Raw genomic sequence first — 14248 nt, forward strand, 5'->3', positions numbered from 1 at the left:
AGCCAGAGGGGGGCGGACGCCCCCCCTGCCCGGGCCGGGATCAGCACATCACTCATCATAGGCATGCCCCGCCCGCAGCCCCTCGCGCACCTGATGCGCGATCTTCAGGAATTCCTCGCTGTCGCGGATATCGAGCGGGCGCGGCCCCTTCGGCAGGGTGCTCTCGATCACCTCGTGGATCCGTCCCGGCCGCGGCGACATCACCACGATCTTCGTGGACAGGTAGACCGCCTCGGGGATCGAATGGGTGACGAAGCCGATCGTCTTGTTCGTCGCCGACCAGAGCTTCAGCAGCTCCTCGTTGAGCTTGTCGCGCACGATCTCGTCGAGCGCGCCGAAGGGTTCGTCCATCAGCAGGATCTCGGCATCGAAGGCGAGCGCGCGGGCGATGCTCGCACGCTGCTGCATGCCGCCCGAGAGCTGCCAGGGGAATTTCTTGCCGAATCCCTCGAGATCGACGAGCGAGAGCACCTTCTCGACGCGCGCCGCCTGATCTTCCTTCGAATAGCCCATGATCTCGAGCGGCAGGCGCACATTGCCCGCGATCGTTCGCCACGGGTAGAGCCCCGCCGCCTGGAACACATAGCCGTAGGAGCGCGCCTTGCGCGCCTCGTCGGGGCTCATCCCGTTCACCGTGAGCCTGCCCGCCGTCGGCGTCTCGAGCGCGGCGATGCAGCGCAGGAAGGTCGTCTTGCCGCAGCCCGAAGGGCCGATGAAGCTGACGAACTCGCCCTTGCCGATCTCGAGATCGACATCCTTGAGCGCATGGACCGGCCCGTCACCCGTCTGGAAGGTCAGCGAGAGATTGCTCGCCTCGATCACCGGTTTCTCGGTCATCCGCGCCTCCACAGGGTTCGATCCGCGATCTCGACGCTGTTGCCGGCCGGATCGCGCAGATAGATCGAGCGCGCCCCGTTGGGCCATTTGAAATCGGCTTCGATATCCACACCGCTGTTCTTCAAGTGTCTTTCCCATTCATCCAGATCGTTTCCATCCGCGGCAAGGCAGACATGCCCCGGCCCGACCGCCCCGTGCGGCGGCACCGGAAGGGCCGCATCCTGCGCCGGGGGCCGCCGCGTCGCCGCGGCGATGAAGGCCAGTATCACGCTCTCGCCGCATCGAAAGAAGACATGCCGCCCCTCGACACGGGTGATCCGCTCCAGCCCGAGCACCCCGGAATAGAAGCGCTCGGTCGCGTCGAGATCCTCGACATAGACGGCGGCTTCCAGAACCCCGGCGCTCGGGGGGGCGGGCATCGCCCTCACACCCCGGTCGCCGGAATGCCCGAGCGCTGCACCGGCCGCGGCGCGGTCAGCTCCTTCCAGGTGCTCAGAGCCTTCGTCACCGGCATCCCCGGATCGCGCGCGACGAACTCGCCATGGCCCTCGGGCGCCGCGATCTTGCCCTCGTCCCAGGCGACGACCCCGCGGCTCAGCGTGTAGCGCGGCAGGCCCTTCACCTCCTTGCCCTCGAAGACGTTGTAATCGATCGCCGATTGCTGCGTGCCCGACGAGATCACCTTGCTCGCCTCGGGGTCCCACACCACCAGATCGGCCTCCGCGCCCACCAGAACCGCACCCTTCTTCGGATAGCAGTTGAGGATCTTGGCGATATTGGTCGAGGTCACGGCGACGAATTCGTTCATCGTGATGCGGCCGGTATTCACTCCCGCCGTCCACAGCATCGGCAACCGGTCCTCGAGCCCGCCCGTGCCGTTCGGGATCTTGGTGAAATCGCCCACGCCGTAGCGTTTCTGCTCGGTCGTGAAGGCGCAATGGTCGGTCGCCACGCAAGACAGCGTCCCGCTCGCGAGCCCCGCCCAGAGGCTGTCCTGATGCTTCTTGTCGCGGAAGGGCGGCGACATCACGCGCCGCGCGGCGTGATCCCAGTCCTGGTTGAAATATTCGCTCTCGTCGAGAACCAGATGCTGGATCAGCGGCTCACCCCAGACCCGCTTGCCGGTCATCTTGGCACGCCGGATCGCCTCATGGGCTTCCTCGCAGGAGGTGTGCACGACGTAAAGCGGCACGCCCGCCATATCGGCGATCATGATCGCGCGGTTGGTGGCCTCGCCCTCGACCTGGGAGGGACGCGAATAGGCATGGGCCTCGGGGCCGGTATTGCCCTCGGCGAGCAGCTTGGCCGACAGCTCGGCCACGACATCGCCATTCTCGGCATGGACCAGCGGGATCGCGCCCAGCTCGGCGCAGCGCTTGAAGCTGGCGAACAGCTCGTCATCATTGACCATCAGCGCGCCCTTGTAGGCGAGGAAATGCTTGAAGGTGTTGATGCCGCGCTCGGTCACCGTCTTCATCTCGTTGAAGACCTGTTCATCCCACCAGGTGATCGCCATGTGGAAGGAATAGTCGCAATGCGCGCGGGTCGACTTGTTGTCCCATTTCTTCAGCGCATCGAGCAGCCCCTCACCCGGCGCGGGCAGCGCGAAATCGACGACCATCGTGGTCCCGCCCGCCAGCGCCGCCCGGGTGCCGCTCTCGAAATCATCGGCCGAATAGGTGCCCATGAAGGGCATCTCGAGATGGGTATGCGGATCGATCCCGCCCGGCATCACATAGCAGCCGGTCGCGTCGATCACCTCGTCGCCTTTCAGATCCGCGCCGATCTCGATGATCTTGCCGCCATCGATCAGCACATCGGCCTTGTAGGTCAGATCCGCGGTGACGATGGTTCCGTTCTTGATGACTTTGGTCATTGAGGTCCTCCTCGGACGGGCCTCCGCCCTTCCTCTTGATAGAAATATCCCGGGGGTCCGGGGGCAGCGCCCCCGGCCGGTCCCTCAGCTCACGATCTGCGCCGTCTCGAGCGCCGCGTGGAACAGCACATCCGTGCCCGCCGCGGCCCAGTCCTTCGAGATCTCCTCGGCCTCGTTGTGGCTCAGCCCGTCCACGCAGGGACACATGATCATCGCCGTGGGCGCCACCTTGTTGATCCAGCACGCGTCATGGCCCGCGCCCGAGATGATGTTCATGTGGGAATAGCCGAGCCGCTCGGCCGCGGCGCGCACGGCGCTCACGCAGTCCGCATCGAACTCGACCGGATCGAAGCCGCCGACCTTCTCGAACTCCACCCCGAGCCCCATCTCGTCGCAGATCTTCTTGGCCCCCTCGCGCAGGCGCGCTTCCATATCCTGGATCACAGCGAGATCGGGCGAGCGGAAATCGACGGTGAAGACCACCTTGCCGGGGATCACGTTGCGCGAATTCGGATAGACGTCGATATGGCCCGCCGCGCCGACCGCGTGGGGCTTGTGCGACCAGGCGAGCTCGTCGACCAGTTCGAGCACCCGCGCCATCCCCAGCCCGGCATTGCGGCGCATCGGCATCGGGGTCGAGCCGGTATGGCTGTCCTTGCCGGTGATCGTGACCTGGGTCCAGCTCAGGCCCTGGCCGTGGGTGACGACGCCGATATCCTTGCCTTCTGCCTCGAGGATCGGTCCCTGTTCGATATGCAGCTCGAACATCGCATGCATCTTGCGTGCGCCGACTTCCTCGTCGCCGACCCAGCCGATCCGCTTCAGCTCGTCGCCGAAGCTCTTGCCCTCCGCATCGACCCGGTCATAGGCCCAGTCCTGCGTGTGCACGCCCGCGAAGACGCCCGAGGCCAGCATCGCGGGGGCAAAGCGGGTGCCTTCTTCGTTGGTCCAGTTCGCGACGACGATCGGGTGCTTGGTCCTGATCCCGAGATCGTTCATCGTGCGCACCGCCTCGAGCCCGCCGAGCACTCCGAGAACCCCGTCATATTTCCCGCCCGTGGGCTGGGTGTCGAGATGGCTGCCCATATAGACTGGCAAGGCTTCGGGATCCTCGCCCGGGCGGGTGGCGAACATGTTGCCCATCGAGTCGACGCCCATCGTCATCCCGGCCTCCTCGCACCATTTCTGGAACAGCGCGCGGCCCTCGGCATCGGCATCGGTCAGCGTCTGGCGGTTGTTTCCGCCCGCGACGCCGGGGCCGATCCTGGCCATCTCCATCAGGCTGTCCCATAGGCGATCGGGATTGATACGGAGGTTTTCTCCGGGTGCTGGCATTTTTCGATCTCCCTGTCGGCTGCGGGGCCTTTGCCCTCTTGCGACGAATCTTTTTCTGACCGTATGGTCAGGTTGGGTGGGCCACGATCTGACCATCCGGTCAACGAAAAACAGGGCGGACCGCGCATGAAAGATGCAGATCGCGCCAAGCGCATAAAAAATGGGCGAGGCACCGCGGGCAGCCGGGCCGCGGCGCGGCGCGCGACGGAAGAGGCGATCCTGAAGGCGGCGGAAACCGTCTTCGCCGAGGCCGGGTTCGGCGGCGCCACGATGCAGCTGATCGCGGACATGGCGGGGCTGCCGAAAGCCAATCTGCATTACTATTTCGAGACCAAGGAGGCGCTCTATCGCCGGGTCGTCGAACGCATCTTCAACATATGGCTCCAGGCGGCAGACGTGTTCGACGAGGCTGCGGGTCCGGCCGAGGGGATCGGCGCCTATATCGACGCCAAGATGGAGATTTCGCGCCGCCATCCGAACGGCTCGAAGGTCTGGGCCTCCGAGGTGATGCATGGCGCTCCGGTGATCCAGGACTATCTGGAAACCACGCTGCGCGCCTGGACCGAGGGCCGCGCCAAGGTCATCCGCCGCTGGATCGCGGAGGGCAAGATGACCGATGTCGACCCGCATCACCTGCTCTACATGCTCTGGGCCACGACCCAGCACTACGCCGATTTCGGCCACCAGATCGAGACGCTCAACGGCGGCAAACCCCTGACCGATGCGCAATGGGAGGCCGCGAAAGCCAGCGTGAAGGGGATCGTCCTGCGCGGGATCGGGGTCGCTTGAGGCGGGTTATTCCGTGTCGGGGGCCTTTGGCTCGGGCGCGGGAAGCGGGCTGACCTCGACCGGCGCGGTGGAAATCCCCGAGACCTCCGGCGAGGGCGCCTGTCCGGGCAGCTTCGCGCCGAGGAGGTCCGCCCCCTCGTCGATTTCCGCGCCGTCTTTCAGTTCCGGCGCCGGGGCCGCCTCGGCCCCCGCCCCCTTCGCGCCCTTCTCCGAGCAGACATAGGCCGTCCCGCCCACGATCACCGCGCTGGCAACGATCGCCTCGGGCGAGGCCGCCGCCAGCACGCCCATCCCCGCCTTGAGCAACTTGTCCCGCAACCGCCCGGACTGGCTATTGACGACCTTCGCCCCGAACTTGTCGCCGATCACCGAACCGGCCGCGTCCTTCGCCTGATCCTGCACGTCCGAGCCGAAATCCGAGACCGCCTTCGCGGTCCCGACGATCCGTTCGCAGAAACTCTTCGAGGGCTCGCGGCAATTGCCATAGGCGTCGCGCTCGCCCGCATCATAGCCGAGATAGGTCTTCTTCCTGGGATCCCATTGCAGGCAGAAGGGCGCGCGCTCGGCATCGTTCAACTCGGGCGTCAGGGCGCGCAGCGTGACGAGCGCGGGGCACGTGACGTCGCCCGGCTCGCCGAAGACCTTCGCGCGCAGGGTCCGGCTTTCCTTCAGCGCGGCATTGTCCGGATCGTAGCGGAAATCATATCCCGTGCCGCGCACCGAAGTGTGGCACGAGACCAGCCCGGCCATCGCTGGCACCGGCATCAGGAATGCGAGGAGAAGGACGAGACGCAGCATGGAAGACTCATGATCGAAGCTCGCGCGCAGCATAGGGTCGCGCTTTGCCGCCGCAAGGGGCGTCTGCGTCCGCTGCGGCGATCCGCGTGCAATCGCCTACCCTCTCCCGTCATATGCGCTACCTTGGTCGGGGCAGAACGGAGGGACAGATGCGCAAGCTGCAGACACAGGGGGTTCACCACATCACGCTCACCGGAGCGGACCGGCAAAGCACGATCGATTTCTGGGAAGGGGTGTTGGGGATGCCCTTCGTCTTCGACCAGCCCAATCTCGACAATGCCGATGAGGGCCATCTCTATTTCGATCCCGGTGACGGGCGGCTGATCACCATCTTCACCAAGGAATCGCGCAAGCCCGTGCATGAGCGCACGCCGACCGATCCGGGCTGCGTGCATCACATCGCCTTTGCGGTCAGCCTTGCGACCTTCCGCCAGGCGGTGACGCGGCTCGACGAGCGCGGGATCCCCCATTCGGGCGTGAAGGATCGCGGCTTCATGGATTCGATCTATTTCACCGATCCGCTAGGGTTGCTGATCGAACTCGCCGCCTACAAGTTCGAGCCCCCGCGCGGCCACGCCCATGCCGATGTGATGATCGAGGCGCACCGGATCCGCGTCGCGCGCGGCGACCGGGCGATCGGCGAGGAACATCTGGCCGATGCGATCGAATTGCTGGTGAAGCGGTCGCAGCAATCCCTGTCGGAGGATCGCGGGGCGAAGAACCCTTACTGAACCGCTGCGCAGGGAAACGGGAGCAGAGCGAACGAAAAACGCCCGGGTCCATGCCCGGGCGTCGATACATTCGGCTGTGACAGAGACTTACTCGATCTCTTCGAGCACGTCCTTCAGTGTTCCGACCAGCTCGTCGATCTGCTCTTTCGAGATGATCAGCGGCGGGCTCATCGCGATGATGTCGCCGGTGGTGCGGATCAGGATGCCCTTCTCGTAAGCCTTGAGGAAGGCCGAGAAGGCGCGCTTGGTCGGCTCGCCCGCGATCGGTTCGAGCTCGACCGCGCCGATCAGGCCCTCGTTGCGGATATCGATGACGTGGCGCACTCCCTTGAGCGAATGGAGTGCATCCTCCCAGTACGGCGCAAGCTCCGCGGCCCGCTCGAAGAGACCTTCTTCCTTGTAGGTCTCGAGCGTCGCGATCCCGGCCGCCGAGGCGATCGGGTTGCCCGAATAGGTGTAGCCGTGGAACAGCTCGATCATGTGCTCGGGGCCATTCATGAAGGCATCATGCACCTCGGCCGAGGTCAGCACCGCGCCCATCGGGATGACGCCGTTGGTCAGGCCCTTCGCGGTGGTGATCATGTCCGGCATGACGCCGTATTTCTCGGCGGCGAAGGCCGCGCCGGTGCGGCCGAACCCGGTGATCACCTCGTCGAAGATCAGCAGGATGCCGTGTTTCTTGGTGATCGCGCGCAGCTTCTGCAGGTAGCCCTTGGGCGGCAGCAGGACGCCGGTCGAACCCGCCACCGGCTCGACGATGACCGCGGCGATGGTCTCGGCCCCGTGGAGCGCCACGATCCGCTCCAGTTCGTCGGCAAGATGGGCCCCATGCTCGGGCAGGCCGCGCGAATAGCGGTTCTCCTCGGGCAGATGCGTGTGCGGCAGGTGGTCGACGCCCGGCACCAGCGGCCCGAAGACCTTGCGGTTGGTCACGATCCCGCCCACCGAGATCCCGCCGAAATTCACGCCGTGATAGCCGCGTTCGCGCCCGATCAGACGGGTGCGCGCCCCGTCGCCGCGGGCGCGGTGATAGGCGATGGCGAGCTTGAGCGCGGTCTCGACCGATTCAGACCCGGAATTGGTGTAGAACACATGCGCCATGCTCTCGGGCGCGATGTCGAGGATGCGGTTCGCCAGTTCGAAGGCGATCGGGTGCCCCATCTGGAAGGCGGGCGCGTAATCGAGTTCGGCCGCCTGCTTCTGGATCGCCTCGGTGATCTTCGGACGGCAATGGCCCGCGTTGCAGCACCACAGCCCCGCGGTCCCGTCGAGAACCTGGCGCCCGTCGGCGGTCGTGTAATGCATATCCTTCGCCCCCACGAACATGCGCGGGTTCTGCTTGAACTGCCGGTTCGCCGTGAAGGGCATCCAGAAGGCGTTCAGGTCATTGGGGGTCTTGCGGTCGAGTGCCATGGAAAACTCCGGTCGGGCGGCCGGGTCTCGCCACGGCCGGGAACAACAATCTGACCGATTGGTCAGGGTCACGCTAGCACAGCCGGGAAGCCAGTCAAGCACGCGACTTTATCGCATCATTTCCCCGGCGTCACCCCCGCGTGAGATTGATCGCAGATCGAGCCTTCGGCTAAGCTCCGGATCGCACCAGGAGATGAGACTTGACCGACGATCCGAAGTCCGGCGGAGCCACGGACCTTACACACGAAAACGACAAACCGCGGACCCGGATTCAGAAGGTCAATCGCAAGAAGATCCTCGATGCCGCGCTCGAGGTGTTTTCCGCACAGGGGTTTCGGGGCGCGACGCTCGACCAGATCGCCGCCGAGGCGGGGCTGAGCAAGCCCAACGTGCTCTATTACTTCCCGTCGAAAGAGGCGATCCACGCGGCACTGCTGGCCGGGCTGCTCGATATCTGGCTCGCCCCGCTGCGCGCGATGGACCCGCAAGGCGAGCCGCGCGACGAGATCATGTCCTACATGCGCCGCAAGCTCGAGATGAGCCGCGAGATGCCGCGCGAAAGCCGTCTCTTCGCCAATGAGGTCCTGCAGGGCGCGCCCCGGATCGGGGATGGCCTGAGCACCGATCTCAAGGCTCTGGTGGACGACAAGGCCGCGGTGATCCGCGATTGGATCGCACAAGGCAAGCTCGCCCCGGTCGACCCGCATCACCTGATCTTCTCGATCTGGGCGCTTACCCAGCATTACGCGGATTTCGACGTTCAGGTGCGCGCCGTGCTCGGTCCCGACACCGATCCGTTCGACGGGGCGGGCAAGTTTCTCGACATGCTCTTCACCCGGCTTCTGACACCCTGAGCGCGCCACGCCGTTAACCCTCATTGAAAAAACCGGGGGCCGTTCACCATTGGTAAACCCCGCGGGCGCAGAATCGCCGGGGTGGGAATGTTTGGAACGGGAGTTGGGGATGGACCGGATTTCGGGGCTGATGCCCCAGATCGGATGGTCGCCGCTCATGGTAGCCGCGACGCCGAAGAAGGCGCCCGCAACGACGGTGGAACCGGCGGAGAAGCCGGCCGATGCCGGCGGTGGCAGGGGCGCGAATGTCGATACGCAGACACCGGGCGATCACGCGCGGCAGGTGCGCACGCTCGAGGCTCTCGTGGCCCTGCGAAAGACGGACGCGGAGGAGAAAGGCGCAGGAGAGCCGCCGGATGGCGCGGCCGGTGCCTCGCCGGAGGCGCCTCCCGATCCGGACGCGCCGACGGGGCCGCCTCCGACCTTCGATGTCACGCCTCTCGAGGCGCAAGCCGCCGCGCTGCGGGAAGCCCCTGACCTGATCGCGTCTCCGGAGCCGGTCGAAGCCCGCGAGGAAAGCGGGCGCTCGGAGCCGGAGACAGACGCCCCCGAGCCCGCCCCTGAAAACGCGGACGCGCCGCCCGAGAACCGGAACGGCGCGTCGCGGGAGGATTGGCCCCGGGTCGCGGCCTATGTCACGCCCAAGGTGGACGTGACGCGCTAGGCCGCCCCCGCCCTATTCGGCCGCATTGGCCGAAGGGTTGTTGGGATGGGTCGTCCAGTTGGCGTAATCGCCCACCGTCCGCCCCGTGCGCGGATCCACCTCGCCCTTGTCGAGCTTGCGCATCGTGATGCAATCGACCGGGCAGACATCGATGCACAGATTGCACGCGACGCATTCCTCGTCCTTCACGGTGAAGACGCGGTCCTCGCTCATCGCGATCGCCTGATGCGAGGTATCCTCGCAAGCCGCATAGCAGCGCCCGCACTTGATGCAATCGTCCTGATTGATCTCGGCCTTGGTGACGTAGTTGAGGTTGAGATACTGCCAATCGGTGACATTGGGCACCGCGCGCCCCACCAGATCGGAGGTCGAGGCGAAGCCCTTGCGGTCCATGTAATCCGAGAGCCCCGAGATCATCTCCTGCACGACCTTGAACCCGTAGGTCATCGCCGCGGTGCAGACCTGCACGTTGCCCGCGCCGAGTGCCATGAACTCCGCCGCGTCGCGCCAGGTGGTGACCCCGCCGATCCCCGAGATCGGCAGCCCCGCCGTCTCGGACGAGCGCGCGATCTCGGCCACCATGTTGAGCGCGATCGGCTTCACCGCCGGGCCGCAATAGCCGCCATGTGTGCCCTTGCCGTCGATGGTGGGCTCGGGCGCGAAATCATCGAGATCGACCGAGGTGATCGAGTTGATCGTGTTGATCAGCGAGACCGCATCGGCCCCGCCACGCTTGGCGGCCTCGGCCGGGCGGCGGATATCGGTGATGTTGGGCGTCAGTTTCACGATCACCGGCATGCGGGTGTATTGCTTGCACCAGCGCGTGACCATCTCGATATATTCGGGCACCTGCCCCACCGCCGAGCCCATGCCGCGCTCGGCCATCCCATGCGGGCAGCCGAAGTTCAGCTCGACCCCGTCGGCGCCGGTTTCCTCGACCAGCGGCAGGATCGCCTTCCAGCTCTCCTCGTCGCAAGGCACCATCAGCGACACGATCAGCGCCCGGTCCGGATAGTCGCGCTTGACCGCCTTGATCTCGCGCAGATTGGTCTGCAGCGGACGGTCGGTGATCAGCTCGATATTGTTGAGCCCCAGCAGCCGCCGGTCCGCGCCATAGATCGCGCCGTAGCGCGGGCCATTGACGTTGACGACAGGCGGGCCCTCGGAGCCCAGCGTCTTCCACACCACACCGCCCCAACCGGCCTCGAAGGCGCGGCGGACATTGTATTCCTTGTCGGTCGGCGGCGCGGAGGCGAGCCAGAACGGGTTCGGGGACTTGATACCGATGAATTCGGAACGCAGATCGGCCATTTCTCAGCCCTCCATCAGGAAATTGTGGATGTCTTCGGCCGCATCGCGCCCCTGCGCCACCGCCGTCACGGTCAGGTCTTCGCCGGCATGGGTGCAATCGCCCCCCGCCCAGACCCGTTCCGCGGAGGTTCGGCCCGCACCGTCCACCTTGATCTTGCCGCCTGCGACCTCGACCTGCGGCGGCGTGTCGCCCAGCGTCTGGCCGATCGCCTTGAAGACCTGATCGGCCTTGAGGCGGAAACCGGTATCGGTCATCTCGAGCCCCTCCGCCCCCTTGCGGGTATAGGCGAACTCGATCTCGCGCACCGCGCCATTGCCGTGAATGGCGATCGGCGCCGCGTTTTCGATGATGGTGACGCCGTGGGTCAGCGCATGCTCCTGCTCGACCGTGCTTGCGGGCATCTCGGCGCGCGAGCGGCGGTAGACGAGACTCACGTTCAGTGCACCCAGCAATTTCGCCTGGACGGCCGCGTCCACCGCAGTCATGCCGCCACCGATCACCACGACGTCGCGCCCGATCGGCAGCTTGGCCAGATCGGAGGCCTGGCGCAGCTCGGCGATGAACTCGGTCGCGGGGCGGATGCCCTCCTTGTCCTCGCCATCGAGCCGCAGCGCGTTCACGCCAGACAGACCGACCCCGAGGAAGACCGCATCGTGATCGGCCATCAGATCGGAGAGCGCGCCGTCCCCGGCCCGGCCAAGCTGCCAGTTCTCGACGAATGTGATCCCGCCGATCTGCGCGAGCCAGGCCACTTCGGCCTGCGCGAAGCCACCCGGAGCCTTGTAGCTGGCGATCCCGTATTCGTTGAGCCCGCCCGGCTTGGCGCGCGCGTCGTAGATCGTGACCTCGTGCCCCTTCATCGCCAGGCGATGGGCGCAGGCCAGACCCGCAGGCCCTGCGCCGATCACCGCCACCGACTTGCCGGTACGGGAGGCGCGGGCGAAGGGATGGTTCTGCCTGGCCATGAGCGTGTCGGTCGCATAGCGCTGAAGCGCGCCGATCTCGACCGGCTCTCCCTCTGCATCCATACGCACGCAGGCCCCTTCGCAAAGGGTCTCGGTCGGACAGACGCGGGCGCACATGCCGCCAAGGATGTTCTGCTCGAAGATCGTCCGGGCAGCCGCCTCGGGCGTGCCGGTCGAGATCTGCCGGATGAAGAGCGGCACGTCGATCGAGGTCGGGCAGGCCTCCATGCACGGCGCGTCGTGACAGAAATAGCACCGGTCGGCGGCGATCCGGGCTTCCTGCGCGCCCAGCGGCGGCGCGTGATCGGCGAAGTTCGTGCAATAGCTTTCCGGGTCGAGCCGGCCGGGCACGATCCCTTCGGTGAGCTGGCTGTTGGACACTTGCGGGCTCCCTGTCATGTTTTTTTATGGAACCACGCTGACACAGGTTGAATTTTTATCAAGTGGTAAAATATGCCGCATCGCAGCAGCGGACGTTTGTCCAATGCTTTGCCCGCGCATTGAGCGCCCCGAGCCGACGAACGATCAAAATCGAGGCAGTCACGACATCGCGAGGCCCTGACGCTGCGAAAGCCGATCCGGCTTTTCACCGCGCCTCGCCTCGCGTATAACGCCCTGCAATATCCGAAGGGCCCCGCAGAATGGGCCAGAAATGAAAAGCACCCCTCGAGGACCGCATGACCAAGAACACCCGTGATAACGACGTGGCCTTCATCCAGGCCCTGGCAGAGCTTCTGAACGCCAATGACCTGACCGAAATCGCCGTGACGCGCGATTACGCTCCCGATGACAGCCTGAAAGTGCGGGTGTCGAAACAGACCAACATCGTTCACACCGCGGCCCCCGCCGCCCCTGTGGCCGCCGCGGCACCGGCCGCCGCTCCCGCCCCGGCAGCAGCCGCACCCGCCGCAGCCCCGGCCGCAGCTTCCGAGGATCCCGCCGATCATCCCGGCGCCGTACCCTCGCCGATGGTGGGCACCGCCTATCTCGCGGCCGAGCCCGGCGCCTCCGCCTTCGTGAAGATCGGCGATCAGGTGAAAGAGGGGCAGACCCTGATGATCGTCGAGGCGATGAAGACCATGAACCACATCCCCGCGCCGAAATCGGGCACGGTCAAGCGCATCCTGGTCGATGACGGCCAGCCGGTGGAATACGGCACGACGCTGATGATCGTCGAGTAAGGGAGCTTTCGAATGTTCGACAAGATCCTGATCGCCAATCGCGGCGAGATCGCGCTGCGCGTGATCCGCGCCTGCCGCGAGATGGGGATCGCGAGCGTCGCGGTCCATTCGACGGCTGATTCGGACGCGATGCATGTGCGCATGGCCGACGAGTCGGTCTGCATCGGGCCCAACAGCTCCGCCCAGTCCTACCTCTCCGTCCCCGCGATCGTCGCCGCCTGCGAGATCACCGGAGCCCAGGCGATCCACCCCGGCTACGGCTTCCTTTCCGAGAACGCCGCCTTCGTGCAGGTGCTCGAGGATCACGGGATCACCTTCATCGGCCCCAAGGCCGAGCATATCCGGATCATGGGCGACAAGATCACCGCCAAGGAAACCGCGAAGAAGCTGGGCATCCCGGTCGTTCCCGGCTCCGAGGGCGGCGTGCCCGATCTCGAGACGGCCGAGACGGTCGCGGGCGAGATGGGCTATCCGGTCATCATCAAGGCCACCGCCGGCGGCGGCGGTCGCGGCATGAAGGTCGCGAAATCCGAAGAGGATCTCGAGGTCGCCTTCCGCACCTCGCGCTCCGAGGCGAAAGCCGCCTTCGGCAATGCGGAAGTCTATATCGAGAAATACCTTCAGCGCCCGCGCCATATCGAGATCCAGGTCTTCGGCGACGGCAAGGGCCGCGGCGTCCATCTGGGCGAGCGCGACTGCTCGCTCCAGCGCCGGCACCAGAAGGTTTTCGAGGAAGCGCCGGGCCCCGCGATCACCCCCGAAGAGCGCGCCCGCATCGGCGACATCTGCGCCAAGGCGATCGGCGAGCTGGGCTATGCCGGCGCGGGCACGATTGAGTTCCTCTACGAGGACGGCGAGTTCTACTTCATCGAGATGAACACCCGCCTGCAGGTGGAGCACCCGGTGACCGAGGCGATCTTCGGCGTCGATCTCGTGCGCCAGCAGATCAGGGTCGCCGCCGGCGAGGAGATGGAGTTCGAGCAGGACAAGCTCTCGATCCGCGGCCATGCGATCGAGGTCCGGATCAATGCCGAGAAACTGCCGAATTTCGCGCCCTGCCCCGGCAAGATCACGCATTACCACGCGCCGGGCGGGCTCGGGGTACGGATGGATAGCGCGCTCTATGACGGCTACACCATCCCGCCCTATTACGACAGCCTGATCGGCAAGCTGATCGTTCATGGCCGGGATCGCCACGAGGCGCTGCAGCGGCTCAAACGGGCGCTTGGCGAGCTGATCGTGGACGGGGTGGACACGACCGTACCGCTCTTCAATGCGCTGCTCGAGGAACCCGACATCCAGAAGGGCGACTACTCGATCCACTGGCTGGAAAAGTGGCTCGAGCGAAACCTCTGAGCGAACGGTTTCCCGGCACTATCGAAACGCCCCCGCCACGGGGGCGTTTTTCTTTGCCGCATCGAGAGGGGCGCTGCCCCTCGGCCTGCGGCCTCACCCCGGGATATTTACGTCAAGAGGAAGCCGCATCCTTGCCC

Annotated in this window: 14 protein-coding genes; 6 read left to right on the forward strand and 8 right to left on the reverse strand. The window is 65.8% G+C overall.

All coding sequences use genetic code 11. The annotated features are described in order from the left end of the window. Positions 1 to 48: 48 nt before the first annotated feature. The 4 genes from DW2_RS04340 to DW2_RS04355 form a co-directional block, all read right to left on the reverse strand. The gene (locus tag DW2_RS04340) at positions 49 to 837 is read right to left on the reverse strand and encodes an ABC transporter ATP-binding protein (RefSeq protein WP_038144092.1); all 789 of its coding nucleotides are present in this window, start codon (positions 835 to 837) and stop codon (positions 49 to 51) included. Beyond that, positions 834 to 1256: a VOC family protein gene (locus tag DW2_RS04345; protein WP_038144093.1), complete on the reverse strand. Its 423-nt coding sequence runs from the start codon at positions 1254 to 1256 to the stop codon at positions 834 to 836. Before DW2_RS04345 ends, DW2_RS04340 begins: the two co-directional genes overlap by 4 nt. Before the next feature lie 5 nt (positions 1257 to 1261). Then, positions 1262 to 2713, reverse strand: a complete 1452-nt coding sequence (gene hydA, locus DW2_RS04350) for a dihydropyrimidinase (RefSeq protein ID WP_038144095.1) — start codon at positions 2711 to 2713, stop codon at positions 1262 to 1264. Positions 2714 to 2797: 84 nt separating this feature from the next. Continuing rightward, the gene (locus DW2_RS04355; protein WP_038144098.1) at positions 2798 to 4048 is read right to left on the reverse strand and encodes a Zn-dependent hydrolase; all 1251 of its coding nucleotides are present in this window, start codon (positions 4046 to 4048) and stop codon (positions 2798 to 2800) included. Between the two features lie 126 nt (positions 4049 to 4174). On the opposite strand from DW2_RS04355, the gene DW2_RS04360 reads away from it, so the two are divergent. Next, entirely contained in the window at positions 4175 to 4837 is a 663-nt protein-coding gene (locus DW2_RS04360; RefSeq protein ID WP_038144100.1) for a TetR/AcrR family transcriptional regulator, read from the forward strand. 6 nt (positions 4838 to 4843) lie between these two features. On the opposite strand, the gene DW2_RS04365 is transcribed toward DW2_RS04360, so the two are convergent. Continuing rightward, on the reverse strand, positions 4844 to 5635 hold the full coding sequence (locus DW2_RS04365) for a hypothetical protein (RefSeq protein ID WP_156102882.1): 792 nt from the start codon (positions 5633 to 5635) through the stop codon (positions 4844 to 4846). 149 nt (positions 5636 to 5784) lie between these two features. Here DW2_RS04365 and DW2_RS04370 point away from each other — a divergent pair, with 149 nt between their 5' ends. Continuing rightward, a complete protein-coding gene (locus tag DW2_RS04370; RefSeq protein ID WP_038144104.1) occupies positions 5785 to 6366 on the forward strand; it encodes a VOC family protein in 582 nt (193 codons plus the stop codon). Positions 6367 to 6453: 87 nt separating this feature from the next. Here DW2_RS04370 and aptA read toward each other — a convergent pair whose 3' ends face one another. After that, a complete protein-coding gene (gene aptA / locus DW2_RS04375) occupies positions 6454 to 7779 on the reverse strand; it encodes an omega-aminotransferase AptA (protein WP_038144106.1) in 1326 nt (441 codons plus the stop codon). 200 nt (positions 7780 to 7979) lie between these two features. Here aptA and DW2_RS04380 point away from each other — a divergent pair, with 200 nt between their 5' ends. Both DW2_RS04380 and DW2_RS04385 read left to right on the forward strand, forming a co-directional pair. Next, entirely contained in the window at positions 7980 to 8633 is a 654-nt protein-coding gene (locus DW2_RS04380; RefSeq protein WP_051855401.1) for a TetR family transcriptional regulator C-terminal domain-containing protein, read from the forward strand. A 109-nt stretch (positions 8634 to 8742) separates the two neighbouring features. Continuing rightward, positions 8743 to 9297, forward strand: coding sequence for a hypothetical protein (locus DW2_RS04385; RefSeq protein WP_038144107.1), 555 nt, complete (start codon positions 8743 to 8745; stop codon positions 9295 to 9297). 12 nt (positions 9298 to 9309) lie between these two features. Here DW2_RS04385 and preA read toward each other — a convergent pair whose 3' ends face one another. Both preA and DW2_RS04395 read right to left on the reverse strand, forming a co-directional pair. Further along, positions 9310 to 10608, reverse strand: coding sequence for an NAD-dependent dihydropyrimidine dehydrogenase subunit PreA (gene preA / locus DW2_RS04390; protein ID WP_038144109.1), 1299 nt, complete (start codon positions 10606 to 10608; stop codon positions 9310 to 9312). A 3-nt stretch (positions 10609 to 10611) separates the two neighbouring features. Beyond that, entirely contained in the window at positions 10612 to 11955 is a 1344-nt protein-coding gene (locus DW2_RS04395) for an NAD(P)-dependent oxidoreductase (protein WP_156102883.1), read from the reverse strand. Between the two features lie 296 nt (positions 11956 to 12251). Between DW2_RS04395 and accB the strand changes: the two genes are divergently transcribed. Both accB and accC read left to right on the forward strand, forming a co-directional pair. Beyond that, the gene (gene accB / locus DW2_RS04400) at positions 12252 to 12755 is read left to right on the forward strand and encodes an acetyl-CoA carboxylase biotin carboxyl carrier protein (protein ID WP_038144113.1); all 504 of its coding nucleotides are present in this window, start codon (positions 12252 to 12254) and stop codon (positions 12753 to 12755) included. Positions 12756 to 12767: 12 nt separating this feature from the next. Then, positions 12768 to 14111 carry an acetyl-CoA carboxylase biotin carboxylase subunit gene (accC, locus tag DW2_RS04405; RefSeq protein ID WP_038144116.1) on the forward strand — a complete coding sequence of 448 codons (1344 nt, stop codon included), beginning with the start codon at positions 12768 to 12770 and terminating at the stop codon, positions 14109 to 14111. The last annotated feature ends 137 nt before the right edge of the window (positions 14112 to 14248 follow it).

It is taken from the genome of Thioclava atlantica (genome assembly GCF_000737065.1).
GTDB lineage: Bacteria > Pseudomonadota > Alphaproteobacteria > Rhodobacterales > Rhodobacteraceae > Thioclava > Thioclava atlantica.

What these genes read in the sequence shown, in the direction of transcription:
- DW2_RS04340 (WP_038144092.1), bottom strand. Translation starts at nt 837, where the DNA reads ATGACCGAGAAACCGGTGATCGAGGCGAGCAATCTCTCGCTGACCTTC.
- DW2_RS04345 (WP_038144093.1), bottom strand. Translation starts at nt 1,256, where the DNA reads ATGCCCGCCCCCCCGAGCGCCGGGGTTCTGGAAGCCGCCGTCTATGTC.
- hydA (WP_038144095.1), bottom strand. Translation starts at nt 2,713, where the DNA reads ATGACCAAAGTCATCAAGAACGGAACCATCGTCACCGCGGATCTGACC.
- DW2_RS04355 (WP_038144098.1), bottom strand. Translation starts at nt 4,048, where the DNA reads ATGCCAGCACCCGGAGAAAACCTCCGTATCAATCCCGATCGCCTATGG.
- DW2_RS04360 (WP_038144100.1), top strand. Translation starts at nt 4,175, where the DNA reads ATGAAAGATGCAGATCGCGCCAAGCGCATAAAAAATGGGCGAGGCACC.
- DW2_RS04365 (WP_156102882.1), bottom strand. Translation starts at nt 5,635, where the DNA reads ATGCTGCGTCTCGTCCTTCTCCTCGCATTCCTGATGCCGGTGCCAGCG.
- DW2_RS04370 (WP_038144104.1), top strand. Translation starts at nt 5,785, where the DNA reads ATGCGCAAGCTGCAGACACAGGGGGTTCACCACATCACGCTCACCGGA.
- aptA (WP_038144106.1), bottom strand. Translation starts at nt 7,779, where the DNA reads ATGGCACTCGACCGCAAGACCCCCAATGACCTGAACGCCTTCTGGATG.
- DW2_RS04385 (WP_038144107.1), top strand. Translation starts at nt 8,743, where the DNA reads ATGGACCGGATTTCGGGGCTGATGCCCCAGATCGGATGGTCGCCGCTC.
- preA (WP_038144109.1), bottom strand. Translation starts at nt 10,608, where the DNA reads ATGGCCGATCTGCGTTCCGAATTCATCGGTATCAAGTCCCCGAACCCG.
- accB (WP_038144113.1), top strand. Translation starts at nt 12,252, where the DNA reads ATGACCAAGAACACCCGTGATAACGACGTGGCCTTCATCCAGGCCCTG.
- accC (WP_038144116.1), top strand. Translation starts at nt 12,768, where the DNA reads ATGTTCGACAAGATCCTGATCGCCAATCGCGGCGAGATCGCGCTGCGC.